This window comes from Kamptonema formosum PCC 10802 (assembly GCF_000332335.1).
Lineage (GTDB): Bacteria > Cyanobacteriota > Cyanobacteriia > Cyanobacteriales > Oscillatoriaceae > Oscillatoria.
Genome location: NZ_KB235949.1, coordinates 636,548 through 657,405, shown reverse-complemented (window position 1 = coordinate 657,405; position 20,858 = coordinate 636,548). Strand labels below are relative to the sequence as shown.

The window sequence follows — 20,858 nt, the reverse complement described above, 5'->3', positions numbered from 1 at the left end:
GAATGAACTCAAAACTCCCTATGTCTTACGATCGAGAAAAACAAGTAGCTATCTCGGCAGTTTTGGCTGCAGTCAAACTGTGCGAGCGAGTCCGCCGCGACATACCGGCTGCCATCGAAAAGAAGGACAAAAGCCCGGTGACAGTGGCCGATTATGGCTCCCAGGCGGTAATTTGCCAAGCCTTAGGGGAGGCGTTTCCTGACGACCCGGTGGTGGCGGAGGAGGACGCCGCTGAGCTGCGCCAGCCGGCAATGGCAGAAACCTTGACAAAAGTCACAAATTATGTTAAGGATTTACTTCCCGATGCCACACCTGAGAAGGTGGTGAGCTGGATAGATCGGGGGAATGGCCAGGTGGGCCGGCGCTTCTGGACGCTAGACCCGATCGACGGCACGAAAGGGTTTTTGCGTCAAGACCAGTATGCGGTGGCGCTGGCGCTGGTGGAAGCAGGTTCGGTGAGGGTGGGGGTGCTCGGCTGTCCGGCGCTGACTGTCCTGGGTGAGACCGGCGTGCTGTTTGTGGCGGTGCGGGGGGAGGGGGCGTTTGCGCTGTCGCTTGCCGGTGGGGAGCCGCGCCGGATTCAGGTTTGTGGCGCTGATGCAGATAATCTGCATTTTTTGCAAAGTGTGGAAGCGTCTCACGGGGACCCGTGGCGACAGGAGGCGGTGGCGAAGGCTGCCGGGATTACTGCGCCACCTATCCGCATGGACTCTCAGGCGAAGTATGGGGCTGTGGCGTGCGGGATGGGAGCTCTTTATTTGCGCCTGCCGTGGCAAGAGTTGCCGGACTACCGGGAGAATATTTGGGATCACGCGGCGGGGGCGATTGTGGTGGAGGAAGCCGGTGGGCGGGTGACGGATATGTACGGCAACCCGCTGAATTTTTCCGCCGGCACTAAGATGGTGGAGAATCGGGGGGCGATTGCGACTAATGGGGCGATTCACGATAGGGTGCTGGCGGCGCTGCGGGAGTTTTGAACTGATTGCTAAGCATTGAATTTACTGGGCGGTTGTAGCCGCCCTTGGCGGCTTCCCGCAGGGTAACCGCAGCTATACAGACAAAACCCGCTTCGGCTTGGGTTTTTAGATTCTAGCTCTTCTCTTAAGTCCTTGTCATGCGGACTTGGTTGTAGTGCCGCGATTTCAAGAGACTGTTGGCGAATTGATAGGGGGTCTGACCCCACCCCCAACCCCTCCCCGTTAACGGGGAGGGGAGCTTTCGAGAGAACCTTTCGTCCCCCCCTTTCCTCGTCTTTCCTCGAAAAAAACCGCGCTTTGGAGTGAGAATCTTGCTCTACTCTTAGCCCGCGTAGGCGGGCTTCGTCTGTATAGCTGCGATTTCAATCGCCAGGAACCTGGCCAACTAGCCTGAGGTCTAACCCCTCACGCATTCGCCAACAGAGTCTTTCAATCGCCAGGAGCTTAATTTGACACCAGTGGCACGGGGGCCCGCCCCTACAGGCTGGTAACGCCAAGCAAGCCGGCTCTGTTTCCTTCCAATAGATAAGCAAATTAAAAGTCAAAGAGCTTGCTTTTGCTTTGCCAGTTGGGCTTTGGCTCGCTCCCAAAGAACGTCTAGCTCTTCTAGGGTATAATCTGTGAGGGGCCGGTCGGCAAAGGCTTCGACTTTTGAGAGCCGGTGGATAAATTTGTGGTTGGTTTCCTGTAAGGCGGCTGACGGATCTAAATTAGACCACCGGGCGAGATTAATTAACACAAATAGGATATCTCCCAATTCGGCTTGCTGCTGGGCTTTATCTTCGTGTTCGAGGGCGTGTTTGAATTCTGCGAGTTCTTCTTCAAATTTCGCCCACACGCCGGCAATGTCATCCCACTCGAAACCGGCTGCTGCGGCTTTTTGGGAGATTTTCATTCCGGCTGTCAGGGGCGGGAGGGTGCGGGCGTACCGGCTGAGTTTGCGACTGAGGAGTTGGGATTGTTGGTCTGTTTCTCCTTTCTCTGCGGCTTTGATTTGCTCCCAGTTGTGGCGGACTTCCGCAACGCTGCTGACTTCGACATCGCCAAAGACGTGGGGGTGCCGGCGAATGAGTTTTTCTGCGATGCCGGTGGCGATTTCTGCGAGGGTAAATTGATTGGACTCACCGGCAATCTGCGCTTGCAGCACGACTTGCAGCAGCAAATCGCCGAGTTCTTCTGCGATTGCATGTTTGTCGGCGCTGCGAATGGCATCGACTACTTCATAAGCTTCTTCAATGATGTAGGGAATTAGGGTTTCGGGTGTCTGGGCTAAGTCCCAAGGACAGCCGCCGTCGGGGGAGCGCAATTTGGCGACTACTTCAATCAGGCGCTGGAGGGCGGTTAGGGCGGGGGAGAGGGTTGCGGGAATGGAGGTGTCAGGGCTGGACATGGGGGAATTTTCCGATTGGACTGCTTTTAATAATTGTTAACGCGATTTTGGGCCGGTGCCAATCTTGAGGGCAATTTCGCTTGGGGGAGGCAGATTAAGATGTTAGGCTTTTAATCTGTTGGTAGGAGAAAGGAGGCAGAGCCTCCTGCGGGGCGTTCCCAGGCTCTGCCTGGGAACGAGGGATAGAGGGGGATAGCGCAAATTAAATGGGGAATAGCTTAATTTTTGTGGCGGTGTTTGACCGGCACGGATTTCGACCGGCGGTTCTGGGGACTCTTGGGGGAGTGCCGGCGCTTGCTGGGTTTGGCTGCTGGGGTGAGGGAGTGTCGCTGTGTTTTGAAGCGCTTATAGGCTGAGCCGGCCCAGTCGCTGAGGTAGTGGCTCATTGCGCCGAGCTCTAAACCGGCAAACAGGGCGATCCACTCGCTATAGTGCTGCTGGAAAGACTGGATAACGGCAGTGCCGGCTGAGTGCCAGTTCCAGTGCCAGCCCCAGAAGAGTTTGCCGGCGGCGGCGGCAAAAATCCACAGGGCGGCGATCCAGGAAGCGAGGTAGAATACTCGCAGGGCGGTGCCGATGAGTGGCCCGTGGGAGAGAAAGGAGCGGTGGCGCAGGTTCTGCTGGTATGGCTGCCAGATCCAGCGCAGCCACCCCCAGCGCTGGTATTGCCGGGAGTGGATATCGAGGTCTGGGCCAAACATTAGGCCGCCAAATAAGAAGCCGGTGGCAACTAATAGGGTGAGGTTGCCATTGCGGGTGAGAGTGAAGCTCAAACCGGCCACTGCCGGCAAGGTCCACAGGGTAATGCGGTCATGGGTGCGACCTGAGGGCATTCAGGAGTTTGGGGGGTGGGACTTGGGGCGGGATTGTTGGGAAAAAATTAGCTGGGGGGTGCTTGCTTTTTTTCGTACAGTCTGTTATATTATCCTTCTGTGAGTCAAAGATGCTGTTGGCGAATTCCTCAGGGGTTAGACCTGCAGCTAGTTCCTCCGCGATTAGCCCAGGTTCCTGGCGATTGGAAATCGCGGCTATACAAACGAAGCCCGCCTTCGCGGGCTAAGAGTAGAGCGAGACTCTCACAATCTGCGCGGTTTTTCCTCCTCCGAGCTTGAGCTGGGAACGAGGAAACTTGGGGGTGGGATCTGAGCCCCCTATCAAGTACGCCAACAGTCTCGTCAAATCGGGCGGTTAGCTCAGCGGTAGAGCGCGTGCCTTACAAGCATGATGCCACAGGTTCAAATCCTGTACTGCCCATAAGTGTGTGGAAGGTTGGGGACAGGCGAGACGCCTGTCCTACGTCTATATTTTGGGACAGGCGCAGGACCGGCGGGACGCCTGTCCTACGTCTAGGAGAGGCGAGACGTTACGGTTTGCAGCAATTCTTCAAATAAGGGGTCGGCAAAACTCATCAGTCGCAGGGATGGCATTTGGTCAAATATTTCTGGATAAAAGGTAACTTTGCAGTTATAATTTCTGTAGGTGAGCTGCCAGGTGCGTTCGCCCGCCGGCTCAAAAATGGCTCCGCAAGTTTTTAAAAGTTCTGAATTGACGAACAGCTGCTCAATGGATTCTGGGGTGAGGGGTGCGGGGGGGATTTGCCGGCGAATTTCTTCCAAGTCTGCTTCCACATCCATTGCTGCGATTTCATCTAAATTTGGCCGCACCGGCGGGGCTTGGAGGATGTCCTCAAACTCCGCCAGCAGCACGCCTTCTTCTTCGGGATCGGCACTCATGGCGGCGCGTTCGATAAATGTGGGCACTTGCGCTAAAATGGGTTGCAAATTTCCCACAACTGCGGTAAAGATATTAATTCTTTCGCGCAGTTTCCTGTACACTTTTGCCTCTACTGTGCCATCATAGTAGAAGTTGTGAATTCTGACGGTGGGGTGCACTTGACCGATGCGGTCGATCCGCCCGATGCGCTGCTCGACTCGCATGGGATTCCAGGGCATGTCATAATTGATTAGGACGCCGCAAGTTTGCAGGTTCAGCCCTTCGCTGGCGGATTCGGTGCAGAGGAGGATTTTTATCTGCTTGTCTCGAAACCGGCGCTTGATTTCTTCTTTTGGCACCGCACGCCAGCTGCCCTCTCGGTACAGTTCTCCCCCTCTACCAGAATAGCACGCTACCTGCGGTCCGTACAGCTGCTGCAGGGCTGACCGCAGGTAGTCCATTGTGTCGGTGTACTGGGTGAAAACAAGGGCGCTTTCCCGCTGGGTGAATTCCTGGCGCAGCAGGGCGATGAAGTGGGACAGTTTGGTATCTTCGCCGGTGGTTTCAAACCGGCGCAGCAGGTTTTCCAGGTATTCAATCTCTTGGGGGTCGGGCGCAAAATAGGATTCTAATCCTTCTATTATAGCATCACCGGCATCTTCTAAATCGCCTAAGTCGTCGGGGGTGATGCTGATGCCTTCCAGGCGTCGCTGCAAGGATTCTTTAATGGCGTAGAAGGAACTGGTTAAGCGCTTGCGGTAGAGAGTCATCAAAAATCCTAAGGCTTTGCGGCTCTCTTTTTGCGCTAATTTGTAGAAGTGGCGGACATAATCGCTGACGGCTATGTAGAGAGGAATTTCGCGGGTGGGTTCGAGGGTAATGGCGCTGTCTCGCACTTCGCGGATGGGTATATCGCTGTCGAGGATTCCGCGCCGGCGGTACTCGCGCAAGGTGTGGCGGGTGTGGCGGAACATTAGGTCTTTCAGGGGGGTGTTGGCGGTGAGGTACTGGCGCGATGCGCTGAGGAAGGGGGTGTCTTCTAAATGGTGTAAATCGTGCCGGCTGTTGGCTATTTTCTGCCCCCGCATCCAGATGTCTCGCATTCGGTAGGCTAAGAGGCGGTCGGTTTTTTCTTGGTATTTCTGCAATCGCGGACAGGGCGATCCGCCGCGATTAAAGTAATCTTGGGACATCTGCTGCCAGAAGTCTAAAATGTCGCGGTTGGGCTGACCGGCAAGGGTGGTAAAATAGTTGCAGAAGTTGTCGCCATGCGCCCAGTGTCCTTGGAGTCCCAGCAGCTGCAGCAGGTCGAATATTTCTATGGGATCTATCTGCATGGGGGTGGCTGAGAGCAGGATGAGGGAGCGGGTTTTGTGTTTGAGCTGCTGCATTAATTGTAGCAGGCGATTGGGGGTTTCTTTCCGGGATTGGGGGGTTTGCCGGCGGGCGTGGTGGGCTTCGTCTAGGATGACTAAATCCCAGGGTTGTGCTGACAGCAGTTCTTCCATTCTATCTTGCCGGCGCACGAGATGGGAGGAGGCGAGGATTAGGTTTTGGGTGTTCCAGGGATTGGGATTGAGAAACCCGGTTTCTTGAAGAAACCGGGTTTCTTTCTGGCAGGGGGCTTTAAATTCGCCCCGGGTATAGCTCCAGAAGTGGAGGTTGAATTTTTCCCGCAGTTCTTCTTGCCACTGGGGCTGAACGCTGGCGGGGGCTAAGATTAATACACGGGTGGCTTTTTTTGTCAAGAGGCCGTAGCGCAAAATTAGGCCGGTGACAATGGTTTTGCCCAAGCCAACTTCATCGGCAATTAGGAAATTGTGGGGGAAGTGTTGCGCGACGCGGCGAAGTATTTTAAGCTGGTGAGGCCAGGGTTTTATGGGGATTGATTTCAGGCAGAAGTCGAGGCATCCGGGGTGCCGGTGGAGTTCGGCAAGTTGGGTAAAAAGCTCGCTCTCTTTTCTTGTGCCGGCGGGGAGGGGGTGAGGGGAATTTGGCAGGGGGGTGGTGTCGAATTCAGTGTGCCGGCTCCAAGTGGGTTGAGTTGCCGGTGCGTAGCGCAGCAGTTTTTTCTGGATGGCTTCTGGGATGTCAAACACGCGCACGTTGGGGGCAGAATTGCTCCAAAGCTGCTCAAACCGAAGGCTTTCTTCTCGCACTCGCTCCAGTTCTCGCCCTTCTTCCCAACTGCAATAAACGTGGAAGGATTCGACATTGGTTTCCCATCCGCCTAGGGATTCGTTGTTGGAACCGCTGAAGGCTAATTGCTCGCCGGCGGTGTCGGTGAAGATGCCGGCTTTTTCGTGGAAGATGTGATGGGGTTCGAGCTGGCGCTGGCTGTCTTCGGGGCTGCCATCTGCTGTGAGGGGAATGGCAATTTTGATATCTAGGCTGCAGGTTTGAATCAGCCAGCTGAGGATTTCAAAGTGTTTGAGCTGGGCGAGGTTTTCTGGCGGTTTTAAGTCTGCATGGAGGCGGGCGATTAGGGTGTCTCGCAAGGAGTACCCGCGCCGGATGGCTTGCAGGTCTTCGGGTGTGAATTGGCAGCCGAGAATCAGGCGCATTCTGCCTTTATTGTAGAGCATTGCGCCGATTCCGCGAGCGACTTTGCTGAGAATGGCGCTGCTGAAAAAGCCTGATTTGCGGTCGTACTGTACGGCGCATTCTAGGGCGGGGATGTAGAATTCGGCGACGGGATTGTTCTGGTTGCTGGCATAGCTGATTTTCCAAGGGCGATCTCGCAGTAAGGGGGGCATAGTATTCTGGGGAGACAGGAGTTACGCTAATCAATTGCTTGGAGCCGGTAGACTTTGAAGCCGCCGCCTGTTGGCAGGGGTTGGCGATCGGGACCCATCGGATAGGCTACCATTGGACTCTGGGGGATGAAAGGTTTGGGGGCGACGTATTCCCCTTCTATTATAACGCGCTTTCCGATATATTGCTGGAATATTTCTTTGGAAATCTGGTCGGAAGTCCGCAGGATGACTCCCTCCGCTGCTGTTGGCTGTTCGATTTGTTCGATGTGGGCGTCTCCTACGTCGAGGACGTAATACTGGTTTGAGCCGGCCATCCAAGCTTCGGGGGTTGGCATGCGCCTTTCCAGGTCTTTGAAAATAATCGTGCCGGTCAGTGTAACTAGAGATTGACTTTCTTTCATTTTAACTTCTTTTTGGGGTTGTGTGTGCGCCGGCGCGGCAAAAGAGCACCCCGCCTGAGTGCCGGTCAGCATGAGCGCCAGCAATAGCGTCAGAGACGGGAGGCGATAAGCGTTAAGTCTATTTTTGGCAACCATTTGCTGTTTTTTCACCTTTTTCTAAATATAGCGTTTCTCAGATTAGCGTGCTACGGAGAAACTGCTCCTAACAGAGCCGCTACGCTAACGGTATGGGCGGGCACGGGGGCATTAGTGTCAACTTAAGCTCCCGGCGATTGAAATCGCGGCTATACAAACGAAGTCCGCCTACGCGGACTTAAGAGAAGAGCTAGAATCTTAAAACCCTTGCCTTGCGGGTTTTGTCTGTATAGCTGCGGTTACCCTGCGGGAAGCCGCCAAGGGCGTCTACAACCGCCCAGAGACTACCGCCCAGAGACTACGGAACACAGCTTAAGTTGACACCGATGTCGTGCCGCACCGCCCCTACGAAATCCTCGTTCCCAGGCGGAGCCTGGGAACGCCTGAAAGGAGGCGGAGCCTCCTTTTATGGAACCTATTACATTGTGCGGTGGGTTCCCCTGGGAGGGGAACCCACCCTACTCTCCGGCATCAAAATTGAAACTCATTTGCCCGTACTGCAGGGGCAATTCCAGCTGCTCAACTGTGACTCTAGCCTTAATTTCATCCATTGCCAGCCACAAATCTAACAGGAGTTTCTCTTCCGGGATGCGCTTTTTCTCGTCCCCAATTCGGGGGATGACTTTCAGCGCTACCTCAATTGTGCGCATGAACATGTCATTGCTAACTAAGCCCGTAGCTTTCATAAACCGGCGCACCGGCTGGATGTCCTGTTCTTCCTGGTAAATCGCTATAATTGCGTGCAGTCCATCTACGAGATAGCGGGCGGAAAATTCCTGATCGCTCACAGAAAAGGCGCGTTTTTTCAGCCTCTGCAGGGGGGTGAGGAGTTTGCAAGTGCCGCTGGCGGAGTCGAGGAGTTTGTAGGTTTTCGCTAAATCTGCGACGTTGAAACCGCCAATTGCTAATGCCAGCTGTCGCGCTTCATCGAAGGGGAATTCGCGGGCGCGGAAGGCATCCCAGGCGAGGAAATACCACTGGGTTAGGGGGTCAAAACCGGCAGTGTCGGTTTGCGCTAATTTGCGGAAGCGGTAGGAGGCGATGGCTTTTCTCGCTTCGGCAAATGCTTGTTCTGGGCGCACTTCGTCTCCGCTGCTGCTGAGTACCGGCCAACTCCGGCTAAATACGTTCAAAGCGGGGCCAAAAGCGCTTAGATATAAGTCGATGCCGGTGATGTCGCTGGCTTCAAATTCGGGTGCTCGCTGTTCGACGAGATTGGCGACTTCCGGGCGCAAATCATCCCACCACGCTTGTCCTGCATTTAAGTCGCGCTTGCGGCACACTAAAAGCACGGTACTGGAGACAGAATTTTTCTGCGCTTGGTGCAAGTTTTGCGGGTTTTCGGTGCTCACCGCCCAAGAAGCGGTAATCTCGAAACCGGCATCGATGAGGGATTTTGCCAGCACATCCCACGCGCCGGAATCTTTGTGGTTGAACTGCACTGTCATTACGCCGTCATCGCGCAGCACGCGGTAGTGTTCGGCAAAGGCGAGCGCCATTTTTGCCTCGTAATCGCGGTTGGCGAGTTCTTCTGGGGATGCTCCCATATTGCGGAAGCGCCCGGGATTGGCGATAGCTTCCTTATCTTTATCTGTTAGTTCGTTTAAAAATAAGTTAGGGAAAATATCTAGTAGGTTTACCCTAAGCCACACATAAAAAAAATCGGATAATTCACCATATCTAACTGAGTCATAGTAAGGTGGGTCGGTGACGATGGCATCGACTGATTTATCGGGGATGTGATAGAGGCTGTCTGCTGAGGCGGCGTCGATTTGGATGGATTTTGGCTCGCAGTGTTCGATTCCCGGAATGCCGGTGGCGCTGGGTTGTGTGCCGAACAGTGAGCAAAGTTCTTTATACTCTGATGCAAGAGCATCAGCACACCAGTGCCACAGTTCACCAGCGCCACTAACTTCTGGATAATTCCAGAATAGATTAAGTGCGTGCTGTCCTGATGCAGCTTGTGCAAAAGCTCTAGATGCTTGCCAATGAGATAATCTTGAGTTTTTATCTATACATCTATCCAACACTAAAGCCAAGTAAGTCGCGATAGCCTCCGCCTTCTCCCACTCACACTCAGCCTGAATCAGCGCCTTGGCCTCATTGATAATTTCCATATAGGTGACAAGGGTTAAAAGCTGGCGCGGGTTAAACATCTCATGCCAGTGATAAATTCCATAGAGGTACATATCTGGCCCTCGATGGGTATTGGAAGGGATTTCCTGAATGGGTATAAATCCGGACGTTCCCCACTCAGTTCTTTTCTCTTGGAAAAACTTAGCTGCTTTTTCCACGGCATCCAAATCAATTTTGGCAGGTTTTTTAAACTCTAGAGATGCGTTGCCTTTCCGATAAGCAACTGCATACAATAGATGTCCAAGACCGCCAGACTGAGCTTGAGCTTTAATCACATCATCTTCAATCACACTCCCACAATTAGGACATCTGCCCACACCCCGGCTAATCGTTGTTGTCGTCTCCGGATCGTACTCACCCTCAGCGGTTTTAATCGCTGTGCCCTTCCCCTTCTTGCCCCTCACCACTTCAAAATCAACCCGCTTCTTCTCAGGGTTAGGAATTGGCTTCACCGCATACCAATCACAGGTAATTTTTCGCGCTTGTCCTTTCCCTGCATAATTGCTAGTCTTGCTCAGCCACCAATTCGGACTCAGCGGCACCACAGACTCGCACTGAGGGCACACCACGGTATGCGCCCACAAGTAATTCTGCACCGTTTCCCCCGGCAAAGATGGGAAAAACTCAGCTAACCGCTTTTCCGCCTCATCTCCCACCCACTTCACCCACTTATCAATATCCTGCTGCAAATCTGGCCCAAATTTCAGCGGATATTCCATCGCCGCTTTCATCGTCACCACCGCCACAGGATTTAAATCCGACGCCAGCACATTCAACCCGTATCGCGCCGCCTCAAAGGGAATACTCCCGCCGCCGGCAAAGGCATCCAAAACTGTAGGGGTGCGAGTGCCCCAAACTGTCTCGCAATACTCCCGCACTTTATTTATGCGCACCGGCGAGGGAGGGGTTTTGTAGAGCTTTATTTCCTTTCCGGGTTCCAACCCCAGCAGGTATTCAAACTCTTTGAGGGTTACAGTTGCCGGGAGTAGGGAACCGAGCACGCTGGCGCGACTGAATGACAGGGGTTTGCGCGAGTACCAGCGGTGCAACCCCTTGAAGGGATTGCCCCCATGTTCGTAATAAACCTGCTCGTTGAGCAGCTTCACCGGCATGATTTTCTCGATAAATACAGCGGGGCGTTTGGGTGTGGGGTTGGACATGGGTTGAGAGAAGTTGTTGAACTTGAACTGCTTGCGTCTACTATAGCACAATTTTCAGTTGGGTGCGTTAGGCGGAGCGTAACGCACCCAATTTTTTTCGGGAGTTGGAGGAAGGCACCCCCAATTCTTTTTCATGGGGGAGTTGTGGGGTGCGTTCCCTCCTTTTTTATGGGGGTGTGGGGTGGGTTCCCCTGGGAGGGGAACGCACCCTACTCCTCTACTGTAACACAATCAAAGCGGCTGTCAAGGGGGCGATAATATAATAATTCCATTCCGATGGGCTCCCCTGTTTGGGAATCTTTAATGAGAATCACCCCATCTCCGAGTTCCGTACAGATTTGATTGGAGCGAGGGGCTTGCCAAAAAACGGTTAGCAGCTCCATTGCCGGTTCATAAAAGGCTTTGATATGGGCCATGTCCTTTCCCCTTATTGCATCTCTTTCTAAATCTGTTTAAATAGTTGGCGAAAAGTCTCACTCATACCTCTCGGATTTTCATGGACTGCACCTCACCCGTTTCCGAATCGATTTTAAAGATTTTGTACTCTCGCTCATACTTAGGAGAGTCAGTCAGGTCAGCCAGAGGATTTTTTGCTTTGTATGCCGGTCGGCTGAAACCTAATGTAATCAGCCAGAATTTTTTATCATCCGACAGTTCGACTTCTTCAAGCCTTAAGTCCTCGATTAGCATCCCTATCTGATCTTTCAGAGACTGCAAATATTCCTTGGCCGCAATCACAGCTTGGCGCACATCAATTTTCATGTTTAGTTAACTCCCACCGGTTGTTTTTACCTCGTTCCTAGGGCAGCAGGGGGCATCGGTGTCAACTTAAGCTGTGTCCCGTAGTCTCTGGGCGGTTGTAGACGCCCTTGGCGGCTTCCCGCAGGGTAACCGCAGCTATACAGACAAAACCCGCAAGGCAAGGGTTTTAATATTTTAGCTCTTCTCTTAAGTCCGCGAAGGCGGACTTCGTTTGTATAGCCGCGATTTCAATCGCCGGGAGCTTAAGTTGACACTAATGCAGCAGGGGGCTGCCCCTACTGCCTGGTAACGAGAGATTAATCTTCAGGCAATTCGCCAAAGCGCTGGCGATAGCGATCTAGCAGTTCTTCCGGAGTCAAATACCTGACTCCTTGCTGATTGTACCAGGAAAGCACCTCCCGCTCCAATCCGCCGGTTTGGGTGCGGGTGCGCCCGATCCCCAAGCCGATTTCTGGCATCCAGAAAGGCTCGCCAATTTGCTGCCGGTAACTGCCATCAACCAGGCGATACACTTCAAAAGGCTGGTGCCGGTCACGCTGCCAGTAGTCGGGGCTGTACACTATATAATAGAGTACCCCCAACCGGGCATAAATTTCCATTTTCTCGTCGTACTCTCCCCCCGGCGTGCGAGAGACGACTTCCAGGGCAAGAATCGGGACAGTTCCATTTTCCTCCCAGACGACGTAACTTAAGCGGGAACCCCTGCCCTTGCGGCGCTCAACTCCCAAGCTCAAAAACCCATCGGGAACAACAGGAACAAGGGGGTTGACTCCCGTGGTGTGATAGAGCGCCATATCGACGCCAAAGAACCAGTCTTGGCGATTGCCCCAAATAAATTCCAGCAGGAATAACAGGAAATTCGGAATAAAATTTTGATTTTCGTTGTCCACAGGTCTGTCATCCGAACAAGGAAGTTCAGCGCTAGTTGGAAGGCGCAGCCCGAACTCAGATTGTACCATAGTTTCACTCTCCCAGTAGTATCCGCATTGCCTTGAGCGCCGCAGAGCGTTTGCCGCCGGCAATCTTGGCAAACCAGTAGTGGGCCTCCTCATCGCTCATGGCCATCACTCCAGCAGTGATATTAGCAATTTTATCAGGTTTGGAGAGCCGCTGCAACGCCTGGAACAGCAGCGCCAGATTCACGCCGGAGTCCTCAGAAAGAACGTAGGGAGTTTGCCGCTTGTTTGTCAGGGTTTTGGGGTCATAGTTATTCGCTTTTAATGCCGCATAAATGGCCTGTCGCGCCCGCACCAGAGCCTCCCCTTTGAGCCGGCCAATCCGCTTAGCTGCTGGGCGCTTCTTCTCCCCCGCTTTTTTGTAGGCGCACTGGTACAGTTCCAGGGCAAAATTGTTGTTATCCGTAGCCACTACCCGCAGTTGAAATTCTTGCATAATTCCTGGACATTATTTTTCTCGTTACCGGATGGGATATAGCGGTTCTGAGGGGCTAGAAACCCGAGGGGCTAGAAACCCGGTTTCTTAAAGAAACCGGGTTTCTTCATTTGGAGCGCAGTAAACCGACCTACTTTCTAGCTCCCCCTCCCCGCAAGCGGGGAGGGGGTTGGGGTGCCGGGTTCTCCAATCTAATAAGTAACCCGAGCGCTCAAAGAAAGCCGGTCTACCGGATTGCGGTTGAGCGCCTGTTTAATTGTGCTCATCTCCGCGCCTTCTGGCAAGACTGCCGGTTGAAACTCAAAAGTGAGTTTCAAATTCACATTCGCTTGCGCATCTGGGGTGTTGAGCAAAGCATTGACGGGGGGAAAGAAACTCTGGAATCCCCGTATTCCGCCCTGGTATTCCAAGCGCACAAATTGCTCGCCGGACTGAACCGTTATCGTCTGGTCAACCAGCAGAGTGAACCGGTTCAGAAGCGGCAAAGCTGTGCCGAGTTTGCGGTAGTCCACCACTTGCCCGACTGATAGCTCTAATGCTACAATACCCTTAACCTTACTGTCAGCACAGCGGTCGCTCAGAGCCGTAAAAGCACTGTTAATACTGCCCTCCAACTCAAAGGTTTCGGGTTTAACCTGGAAGAGGCTCAACTGCTCACCGGCAGCTGAACAGATGCCAGCGCCACCCGTTGGATAAAGGAGAGTGTTGGGCGCACCGGCACCCAGCACCACCTGGGTTTCTTTCGCCGCCGTCTCGCCATTTCCCCAGTCAGCCACCACGCGAAAAGAAGTGGTTTTCCCCACACTCCCCTCCCACTCATCAGAAGGGCGAAATAAACCGGGAACCGCCACCCCATCCTGATAAAGCGTGACAGTCAGCGCTCCTTTTGCTTTCCACCTGACGCGCACCGGCTTAGCCGGTTCCGCACTCGGCATCACCTGAGCGCTCAATTCAACCTCTTTCGGTGCCGGCGGTTGCAAAATTCCCCGGCGATATAGTACCATACGATCGGAGAATTCAATGGTTTCTGGCAGGCTGGGGTTGCTGCTATCCGTCTTGACAAAAAAGCGCTCGCCGGCTTTCATATCCCAGTGCCCGCTGAGCAACCCCTCGCGGACAGTATCCCGCAGTTTTGCCACTTCCGCATCCAGCAGGATATGCAAGCTCAAATCCTTGGCAAAAGCTTCTCGCAGCGCCTTCGATGTCCAGGAGTCCAGCCCCGCCGGCCACACCTTTTGCAAAATGTAAGCCGGTGCGTAAGGTTTATCCCCTTCCAGGCGAATTTTCTGGCACTCCTTGAGCGCCTTCAAAATCACCTCCTGCTGGTTATTCTTCCCCTTGACAGTGCTGCAATCTTCTGCCGGCAAGACATAGTGCATCAAGCCCTTGGGCGCTTTCACCGGATCGCTAGCGGGATAGAAAAGGTGCCGGTAGGCATTGGTTAAAGACACGCGCACCGCCAAATCCATCTCCCCTTCTTTTTGCCGCAATTGCTTCTGCTGGCTTTCCGACAAATCGGCGAGCCGGTTGGGACTCCTGAGGATATTCTGAATCGCCTTATACTCGCGGGCGTTGGCAATCGCCCGCTGCAATTCTAGCTTATTCGCCAGCAAAAACAGCAGCCGGTTGCGGAAAATGCGGAACTTCCCCGAATCGCCGGTGCTATTGAAAATCCGCTCCACTAAAGGCGTTGGGCCATCCGTCGAAGCCGACACGGTTTCCTCATCAAAATCAATGACGCACAGGGCCACATCCTCAGCGCTATCCCCCACATCAGAAGCCGTTTCCGGTGCGGGGACGAGGGTAAAAAACTTGCTGGCAAAAATGCTGTCCCGGCGACTCCTCAAATCCGCTTTCGCCTCACTTATGCCCACAAGATCCTTTTCTTCTGCTATAATTTTATTCAGAGAAGGTTCTTCCCTGAACCGGCAAATCGAAGTCACCGGGTCTTCGTCCAAATACCAGGCGACAGAACCCAGCTGCTGAAGGGCGCGGTCAACAAAACCAATTTCCAATCCCGGCGTCAGCAGGGATAAATTCAACTCAGCCCGCCGGATTCCCGATGAAATTCCCTGAGTCAGGGAGTGCAGGAAAATAGTCCGCGCCACCCAGGTAGAGAAAGGGGGTTTACCGGCAGCCAGCCATTCCTCATCTTGCACCTGAGCGTAAGCTTTCCTGCCATCTGGGTTGTAGATATCCGCTTGCACCGGCAAGCGCATCAGCGAGCGCTTCAGGCGAGAAGTTAAATCATCAGTCACCTTATTATCCAGCCCCACTGGAATGTGATGCGTGTGAATTGCCGGCACCCAGTCAGAGGGATTTTGCCAGAGGTAGCGCACCACTAGGGCGAACAGCCGCAGCGCCCCCCGAGTTCGCTGAAAATCAGGAATTGAGGCAATCTTTTTTGTGAGCAGGTTAAACAGTTCTGGATGGAAAGGGTAACTGGCAGAAATCGCCGCCGCATAGCTAGCATCCTTGCAGCCATCCGGCAAATTAATCCGGCTGGAACGGTAGGTGTTTAAATACTCCTTCGCCGCCTCTGCAGCAGCTTTTTCGCTGACACTAACAAACATCCGCTGCTTGACGATATTGTAGATTTCCACATCCGTGCTGGGATTCAAAATGCGCTCTTGCCGTGCGGAAGCGCTAACTAGCTCGTTGAGATCCGCTGTCTCTTCCCCGAAGGTATCCGACCTTGTGGCGAGGGAGTAGACAAACACCAAATTATTGCTAGCCGCCGCCAAATCCATCAGCGAGAACAGGAAAGCCACAACCTGTTCGGATAGGGTGCTCTCAGCAATCTTTTTCGCTTTAGCCGCTCGCAAGTGGCGGGCGATTTCATCTAAAATAATTAGAGTGGGTTTTCCCCCTGCCAGCCGCTCCAGCACCGGCGTGCCCGGACTGATCCCCTTCTCATCGGAGCCGCGCAACAGCTGGTAGCCCTCAATCCCGCCTATCTGGTAGGCAATTTCGCCCCAAAGCGTGTGAGTGGTGATGCCGGTTTCGGGATGGTAGACCCCATTTTCCGGGTCTAAATCGCGCCCGTCAATAGCGGCGACCTGAATGGGCCGGTCGGGAATTAAACTCAAATCAGCAAACTGTTCCAACTCCTCAATTTTCCGTCCCTGCTTGCAGATGTGCCAGAGGGCGATTTTATCGTGAGTTTTTCCGCCCCCAAAGCTAGTTTCCAGGCGAATAACCGGCGAGCCGGCAGAAGCCCCGCACAGGCGTCCGAACACTTCGCGAATCAGAGTTTTTAGACCCTCAGTCGGGAAAGTATTGGCAAAAAAAGTATTGGCCTCCCCATAAACGCGGGGGGCGCTGCCTTTGACAACAAACCGCAGTTTGGCTGCAAAGATTTCCTCCGAGATTTCTCCTAGTTGGATTGACTCTCTAGGAGCGCAAGTCTTAAAAATTGATGGCAGCATGTCAAACTCCTAACCCCGTACAGTGCAATATTACACCGGCTCGCCGTTCCTGGCAAGGGGGAGGGAGTGGGGTGAGTTCCCGGGGGTGCGCACCCCACTTCTGCTTATTCCGGCAAAAACCGGCAATCGCGCGTAGATATTAGCACAGCGAGGGAAAATGTTATGCTACAGCGGATTCATATTAACCAGCACCACATCAAAGCCAATGCCAAAGGCGCAAATAAACCGGTGATTTCCGTGAAGGCCGGCAAGTCCAGCACTTACGGAAATCAAGTAGAAATTCTCGATGAAGCCGGCAATGTAATTGCTACGGTAGTTTACCGCCCCGACAAGCCTCTGAGCTGTGGGGCGAGGGTTTGGATTGAAACCCGGGCAAACATCCGAGTTGACGGACAGCCGCTGGAGTGAGCCGGCAGCCCGCACAACTTAAAGAAACCGGGTTTGTTTAAGAAACCCGGTTTCTCACCCCCATTCTGCAAACCGGGCCGGCTGCCGGTGCAGCCGCCAACTGTGAAAATAATCTAAAATTATCCCACAAAACAGTCTTGAGGAGAGAGAATGAGTGAGAAGTCACTTATGTTTGAGAAAATACAGCCAACCCATGAATCGCCCTCTCCACACTCTAGGAGTTCCGCCCAATGCCTGGGCAGTTGATGACGCGATCGCGGATATCACTCGCCCTCCCCTCGACGCGCGACCGGTTACTTTGGCAACAGAAACAAAGACATTGCGCCTGGACTTGGCGAAAGCCGCGATTCTGGTGATTGACATGCAGAATGACTTCTGTCATCCTGATGGCTGGCTGGCGCATATTGGGGTGGATGTCACACCGGCACGGGCACCCATTGGCCCACTGCAGGCGCTGCTGCCGGCACTGCGCCACGCCGGCATTCCGGTGATTTGGGTGAACTGGGGCAACCGCCCGGATTTGCTCAATATCAGTGCCGGTTTGCGCCATGTATACAACCCGACCGGCACCGGCATCGGGCTCAACGACCCCCTGCCGGCAAATGGCGCTAAAGTCCTGGCTGCAGGCAGTTGGGCCGCCGCCGTAGTGGACGAACTGGAACAGCTCCCGCAAGATATCCGGGTGGACAAGTACCGCATGAGCGGTTTCTGGGACACCCCCCTGGACAGCATCCTGCGCAACCTGGGGAAAACGACCTTATTCTTCGGTGGAGTGAATGCCGACCAGTGCGTGATGGCCACCCTGCAAGATGCGAACTTTTTAGGGTATGACTGCATCTTAGTACAAGACTGCACGGCCACAACTTCCCCCGAGTATTGCTGGCAAGCAACCCTTTACAACGTCAAGCAGTGCTTCGGTTTTGTAACAGATTCTCAAGCCATTTTTAAGGCAATAAAAGAATGATAACAAGGGGCGCAGCCCCCGAATGAATGACAGCTGTATCGCCAAAAAATCCTTGCATTAAAAAGGGGAAATTAATATGATTACATCTCTGCGCTGCGTGATTCCGGTGGTCAAATCTCCTAGGGACTACCAAGCTTATCGCATTAGCCCTCGCGACACCAACCGGCTGGCGATTGTGTTTGAGCCGTCGAGCGCAAACGCCTCCCTAACCTATTGCGTTGAAATTTTCGATGTCGGCGGGAAGACACCCCCCAACCGGCATCTCTACGCAACTGAAATGTTTTTCATCCTCAAAGGAGAGGGGCGAGCCACCTGTGACGGCAAAAGTGTGCGGATAAAAGCCGGAGACAGCATTTTAGTTCCGCCCACCGGCACCCACGTGATTGAAAATACCGGCTCCACTCGCCTGTACGCTTTGTGCATAATGGTGCCCAATGAAGACTTTGCGGAACTGATTCGCAGCGGGACGCCGGTGGAGCTCGACGAGGAAGATTTAGCTGTCCTTTACCGGAAAGACGACCTCGTTGCATGCTAGCATGATTCAAGGAGCGAGAAACCGGGTTCCTTCCAGAAACCCGGTTTCTTGAAGTTGCGAAGAGGAAAGGCTGTGAGCGTTATTTTGCACATCACAAAGCGGGAAGAATGGGAGCGAGCCAAATTGGCGGGAGTCTATCGAGGCGATACGCTGGAATCTGAAGGCTTTATCCACTGTTCGGAACCGGAACAAGTTATCCCAGTGGCAAATACCTGGTTTTCGGGTCAAAAGGGACTGAAACTCCTTTGCATTGACTCGCAGAAGGTGGGAGCGGAGATTCGATATGAAGGGGTGGGAGGAGGAGAGCGCTACCCTCACATTTATGGCGCGCTGAACCTGGATGCGGTGTTCCAAGTTCTTGACTTTGAACCGGCAGAAGATGGTAAATTTGTAATGCCGCAAGAAATCAGCAATATCGCCTGACAGAAAGTATGAGCGAAAAGATGTTCGATCCAGCTGAATATGTGGAGCAAATGGCTCGGTTGGTGGATTTGCCACTGCAGCCCGAACACCGCGCCGGTGTGGTGGAGAATTTTGCCAGAATTCAGGCAGTCGCCAAACTCGTGACAGAATTCCCCCTGCCAGAGGAAATTGAAGCCGCGCCGGTGTTTGAGCCATGACTTTAGATTTAAATCGAGCTGATGCCGTATCGCTTGGCGCTGCAGTCCGCACAGGACAAGTCAGCGCAAAAGACGCTGTTTCTGCTGCGTTGAACCGGATTGCTGCAAGAGATAAAGCGCTCAACTGTTTTACCTCTGTAACAGCGGATACCGCTCTGGTAGCAGCTGAGGAAATTGACCGGAAAATTGCCAGGGGGGAAGACCCAGGTCCGCTTGCCGGCGTGCCGGTTGCTGTCAAGAACCTGTTTGATATTGCCGGTATTACCACTTTAGCCGGCTCGAAAATTAATGCCGAAAAACCCCCAGCGACTCAAGATGCCACAGCTGTTGCCCGACTGAAACAAGCCGGTGCGGTGCTGGTTGGCGCACTGAATATGGACGAATACGCCTACGGTTTTGTCACCGAAAACGCGCATTACGGCGCAACGCACAACCCGCACGATTTGACTCGCATCGCCGGCGGTTCCTCCGGGGGTTCGGCGGCGGCGGTTGCCGGTGGGCTGGTGCCGCTGACGCTGGGTTCGGACACAAATGGCTCAATTCGCGTGCCGGCTGCCTTTTGCGGGGTGTACGGGCTGAAACCGACTTACGGGCGTCTGTCGCGTGCCGGCACGGTGCTGTTTGCCGGCAGTTTCGACCACATTGGGCCGTTCGCCCGCTCGGTGCGCGATATTGCCACGGCGTTTGATATCCTGCAAGGGCGGGACGATCGCGACCCCGTTTGCTGCGATCGCCCTGTGGCGGAGACGCAATTAGCCGCGTCTTTGCAAGAGATTGCCGGTGCCCGCATTGCGATCGCAGGCGACTATTTCACCAGAGGTGCGGAGCCGGCAGCGCTGGAGGCGGTGGCACAAGTCGCCCGCGCTCTGGGCGCAACGCAGTATGTCACCTTGCCCGAGGCGCACCGCGCCCGCGCGGCGGCGTTTGTGATTACGGCTTCCGAGGGCGCTTCCTTGCACCTAGATGACTTGCGATCGCGCCCGCAGGATTTTGACTTCGCCACGCGCGATCGCTTCCTGGCCGGTGCCCTGATTCCGGCAAGCTGGTACATCGGGGCGCAGCGGTTCCGCAGCTGGTTTCGCGATCGCGTGCGCGAGGTGTTTCAGGATGTGGATTTGATTTTAGCTCCCACTACGCCTTGCCCAGCACCGGCAATCGGGCAGCAAAAGATGATTTTGGATGGGGTTGAGATTTTAGTCCGCCCCCATCTGGGGTTATTTACGCAGCCTTTATCTTTTATTGGGCTGCCGGTTTTATCGGTGCCAATTCAGCGCCCCGGCGATCTGCCGCTGGGGGTGCAATTGGTAGCAGCACCTTACAATGAAGCGCTGATTTTGCGGGTTGCCGGTGTGCTGGAAGCGATGGGGGTTGTCTCCGCGCCGGTGCCGGTGGTAGAATAGCGATATAGCGCGTCTAAATTCTTCTTGTAAATTTCAGAAACCCGGTTTCTTTAAGAAACCCGGTTTCTAGGCGCAACTGAAAAATGAATGTCAAAGAAGTCAAACTTGGCAAATACCTCACCCTTGAGGATTTCTGCACTTGCACGCAGACCTATCAAAAGTATGCCGGCAAAATCAATCCCTTTCCAGAAAACCTAGAGGAGACGATTCTTGCCATCCGAGAGTTAAACCAGTTTATCCTGGACCCGATTATTGACCAGTTCGGATTTGACAGCTTCCGGCTGACTTATGGCTTTTGCTCCAAAGATTTGAAGCGATATTTGGAGCAAAAAGACCCAGAGACAGGTCAGAAAAATGGCCGCGTCGCACCGGCACTCGACCAGCACATGGCCCATGAGGTCAATAAGAATGGCAAGTATTACTGCCAGAGACTCGGCGCGGCGTGCGATTTTTTGATTGCCGGACTTTCCACGCGGCAGGTTGTCGAGTGGGTGTTAGCCCAGAGATTGCCATTTGACTCTCTATATTATTATGGAGAGGACAGGCCGGTGCACGTCAGTTATGGCCCGCAGCACAAGCGAGATATACGGACATTTAACGCGCAAAACCTGCCCACCCAAAAAGGAATTGAAGATTGGGTTAAGCTAGCCAAACAGGTTTGAGATTTTCTCGTTACCGGCG

General features: G+C 53.8%; 18 protein-coding genes and 1 tRNA gene. 9 read left to right on the top strand and 10 right to left on the bottom strand.

Annotated elements, in window-relative coordinates:
* The first annotated feature begins 20 nt into the window (after positions 1-20).
* The gene (locus OSC10802_RS0133370) at positions 21-977 is read left to right on the top strand and encodes a 3'(2'),5'-bisphosphate nucleotidase (RefSeq protein WP_017721106.1); all 957 of its coding nucleotides are present in this window, start codon (positions 21-23) and stop codon (positions 975-977) included.
* 541 nt (positions 978-1,518) lie between these two features.
* On the opposite strand, the gene mazG is transcribed toward OSC10802_RS0133370, so the two are convergent.
* Both mazG and OSC10802_RS0133360 read right to left on the bottom strand, forming a co-directional pair.
* Complete coding sequence (mazG, locus tag OSC10802_RS0133365; RefSeq protein WP_017721105.1) at positions 1,519-2,367, bottom strand: nucleoside triphosphate pyrophosphohydrolase; 849 nt, start codon at positions 2,365-2,367, stop codon at positions 1,519-1,521.
* 218 nt (positions 2,368-2,585) lie between these two features.
* Entirely contained in the window at positions 2,586-3,200 is a 615-nt protein-coding gene (locus OSC10802_RS0133360) for a metal-binding protein (RefSeq protein WP_017721104.1), read from the bottom strand.
* A gap of 349 nt (positions 3,201-3,549) precedes the next feature.
* Between OSC10802_RS0133360 and OSC10802_RS0133355 the strand changes: the two genes are divergently transcribed.
* Positions 3,550-3,621: transfer RNA gene (locus OSC10802_RS0133355), tRNA-Val, on the top strand.
* Positions 3,622-3,713: 92 nt separating this feature from the next.
* On the opposite strand, the gene OSC10802_RS0133350 is transcribed toward OSC10802_RS0133355, so the two are convergent.
* From OSC10802_RS0133350 to OSC10802_RS0133315, 8 genes are all read right to left on the bottom strand, one after another.
* Complete coding sequence (locus tag OSC10802_RS0133350; RefSeq protein ID WP_017721103.1) at positions 3,714-6,836, bottom strand: DEAD/DEAH box helicase; 3,123 nt, start codon at positions 6,834-6,836, stop codon at positions 3,714-3,716.
* Positions 6,837-6,862: 26 nt separating this feature from the next.
* A complete protein-coding gene (locus OSC10802_RS0133345; protein WP_044172159.1) occupies positions 6,863-7,372 on the bottom strand; it encodes a hypothetical protein in 510 nt (169 codons plus the stop codon).
* A 458-nt stretch (positions 7,373-7,830) separates the two neighbouring features.
* The gene (locus OSC10802_RS0133340) at positions 7,831-10,668 is read right to left on the bottom strand and encodes a DUF1156 domain-containing protein (RefSeq protein ID WP_026099032.1); all 2,838 of its coding nucleotides are present in this window, start codon (positions 10,666-10,668) and stop codon (positions 7,831-7,833) included.
* Positions 10,669-10,877: 209 nt separating this feature from the next.
* Positions 10,878-11,084 carry a hypothetical protein gene (locus OSC10802_RS0133335; RefSeq protein ID WP_017721100.1) on the bottom strand — a complete coding sequence of 69 codons (207 nt, stop codon included), beginning with the start codon at positions 11,082-11,084 and terminating at the stop codon, positions 10,878-10,880.
* A gap of 61 nt (positions 11,085-11,145) precedes the next feature.
* Positions 11,146-11,430 carry a hypothetical protein gene (locus OSC10802_RS0133330; RefSeq protein WP_017721099.1) on the bottom strand — a complete coding sequence of 95 codons (285 nt, stop codon included), beginning with the start codon at positions 11,428-11,430 and terminating at the stop codon, positions 11,146-11,148.
* A 296-nt stretch (positions 11,431-11,726) separates the two neighbouring features.
* A complete protein-coding gene (locus OSC10802_RS0133325) occupies positions 11,727-12,389 on the bottom strand; it encodes a Uma2 family endonuclease (RefSeq protein WP_026099031.1) in 663 nt (220 codons plus the stop codon).
* 4 nt (positions 12,390-12,393) lie between these two features.
* Positions 12,394-12,822, bottom strand: coding sequence for a DUF7680 family protein (locus OSC10802_RS0133320; RefSeq protein ID WP_017721097.1), 429 nt, complete (start codon positions 12,820-12,822; stop codon positions 12,394-12,396).
* A 191-nt stretch (positions 12,823-13,013) separates the two neighbouring features.
* A complete protein-coding gene (locus OSC10802_RS0133315) occupies positions 13,014-16,250 on the bottom strand; it encodes an ATP-binding protein (RefSeq protein ID WP_017721096.1) in 3,237 nt (1,078 codons plus the stop codon).
* A 162-nt stretch (positions 16,251-16,412) separates the two neighbouring features.
* Here OSC10802_RS0133315 and OSC10802_RS0133310 point away from each other — a divergent pair, with 162 nt between their 5' ends.
* The 7 genes from OSC10802_RS0133310 (at position 16,413) to OSC10802_RS0133280 (ending at position 20,839) form a co-directional block, all read left to right on the top strand.
* Positions 16,413-16,658 (top strand): hypothetical protein, encoded by a 246-nt coding sequence (locus OSC10802_RS0133310; protein WP_017721095.1) that lies wholly within the window; start codon positions 16,413-16,415, stop codon positions 16,656-16,658.
* A gap of 154 nt (positions 16,659-16,812) precedes the next feature.
* On the top strand, positions 16,813-17,622 hold the full coding sequence (locus OSC10802_RS0133305) for a cysteine hydrolase family protein (RefSeq protein ID WP_232731872.1): 810 nt from the start codon (positions 16,813-16,815) through the stop codon (positions 17,620-17,622).
* Between the two features lie 76 nt (positions 17,623-17,698).
* A complete protein-coding gene (locus OSC10802_RS0133300; protein ID WP_017721093.1) occupies positions 17,699-18,157 on the top strand; it encodes a cupin domain-containing protein in 459 nt (152 codons plus the stop codon).
* 72 nt (positions 18,158-18,229) lie between these two features.
* Positions 18,230-18,580: a DUF952 domain-containing protein gene (locus tag OSC10802_RS0133295; RefSeq protein ID WP_017721092.1), complete on the top strand. Its 351-nt coding sequence runs from the start codon at positions 18,230-18,232 to the stop codon at positions 18,578-18,580.
* An 8-nt stretch (positions 18,581-18,588) separates the two neighbouring features.
* Positions 18,589-18,777 carry a DUF4089 domain-containing protein gene (locus OSC10802_RS0133290; protein ID WP_017721091.1) on the top strand — a complete coding sequence of 63 codons (189 nt, stop codon included), beginning with the start codon at positions 18,589-18,591 and terminating at the stop codon, positions 18,775-18,777.
* Positions 18,774-20,177 (top strand): AtzE family amidohydrolase, encoded by a 1,404-nt coding sequence (locus OSC10802_RS0133285; RefSeq protein WP_017721090.1) that lies wholly within the window; start codon positions 18,774-18,776, stop codon positions 20,175-20,177. Before OSC10802_RS0133290 ends, OSC10802_RS0133285 begins: the two co-directional genes overlap by 4 nt.
* Before the next feature lie 83 nt (positions 20,178-20,260).
* Positions 20,261-20,839, top strand: a complete 579-nt coding sequence (locus OSC10802_RS0133280; protein ID WP_017721089.1) for a hypothetical protein — start codon at positions 20,261-20,263, stop codon at positions 20,837-20,839.
* Positions 20,840-20,858: the final 19 nt, after the last annotated feature.

Bases quoted from the DNA above. Each gene is read 5' to 3' on its own strand.
- OSC10802_RS0133345 (WP_044172159.1), bottom strand. From the start codon at position 7,372: ATGGTTGCCAAAAATAGACTTAACGCTTATCGCCTCCCGTCTCTGACG.
- OSC10802_RS0133360 (WP_017721104.1), bottom strand. From the start codon at position 3,200: ATGCCCTCAGGTCGCACCCATGACCGCATTACCCTGTGGACCTTGCCG.
- mazG (WP_017721105.1), bottom strand. From the start codon at position 2,367: ATGTCCAGCCCTGACACCTCCATTCCCGCAACCCTCTCCCCCGCCCTA.
- OSC10802_RS0133310 (WP_017721095.1), top strand. From the start codon at position 16,413: ATGCTACAGCGGATTCATATTAACCAGCACCACATCAAAGCCAATGCC.
- OSC10802_RS0133300 (WP_017721093.1), top strand. From the start codon at position 17,699: ATGATTACATCTCTGCGCTGCGTGATTCCGGTGGTCAAATCTCCTAGG.
- OSC10802_RS0133370 (WP_017721106.1), top strand. From the start codon at position 21: ATGTCTTACGATCGAGAAAAACAAGTAGCTATCTCGGCAGTTTTGGCT.
- OSC10802_RS0133350 (WP_017721103.1), bottom strand. From the start codon at position 6,836: ATGCCCCCCTTACTGCGAGATCGCCCTTGGAAAATCAGCTATGCCAGC.
- OSC10802_RS0133325 (WP_026099031.1), bottom strand. From the start codon at position 12,389: ATGGTACAATCTGAGTTCGGGCTGCGCCTTCCAACTAGCGCTGAACTT.
- OSC10802_RS0133315 (WP_017721096.1), bottom strand. From the start codon at position 16,250: ATGCTGCCATCAATTTTTAAGACTTGCGCTCCTAGAGAGTCAATCCAA.
- OSC10802_RS0133335 (WP_017721100.1), bottom strand. From the start codon at position 11,084: ATGGCCCATATCAAAGCCTTTTATGAACCGGCAATGGAGCTGCTAACC.
- OSC10802_RS0133280 (WP_017721089.1), top strand. From the start codon at position 20,261: ATGAATGTCAAAGAAGTCAAACTTGGCAAATACCTCACCCTTGAGGAT.
- OSC10802_RS0133320 (WP_017721097.1), bottom strand. From the start codon at position 12,822: ATGCAAGAATTTCAACTGCGGGTAGTGGCTACGGATAACAACAATTTT.
- OSC10802_RS0133330 (WP_017721099.1), bottom strand. From the start codon at position 11,430: ATGAAAATTGATGTGCGCCAAGCTGTGATTGCGGCCAAGGAATATTTG.
- OSC10802_RS0133340 (WP_026099032.1), bottom strand. From the start codon at position 10,668: ATGTCCAACCCCACACCCAAACGCCCCGCTGTATTTATCGAGAAAATC.
- OSC10802_RS0133285 (WP_017721090.1), top strand. From the start codon at position 18,774: ATGACTTTAGATTTAAATCGAGCTGATGCCGTATCGCTTGGCGCTGCA.
- OSC10802_RS0133290 (WP_017721091.1), top strand. From the start codon at position 18,589: ATGAGCGAAAAGATGTTCGATCCAGCTGAATATGTGGAGCAAATGGCT.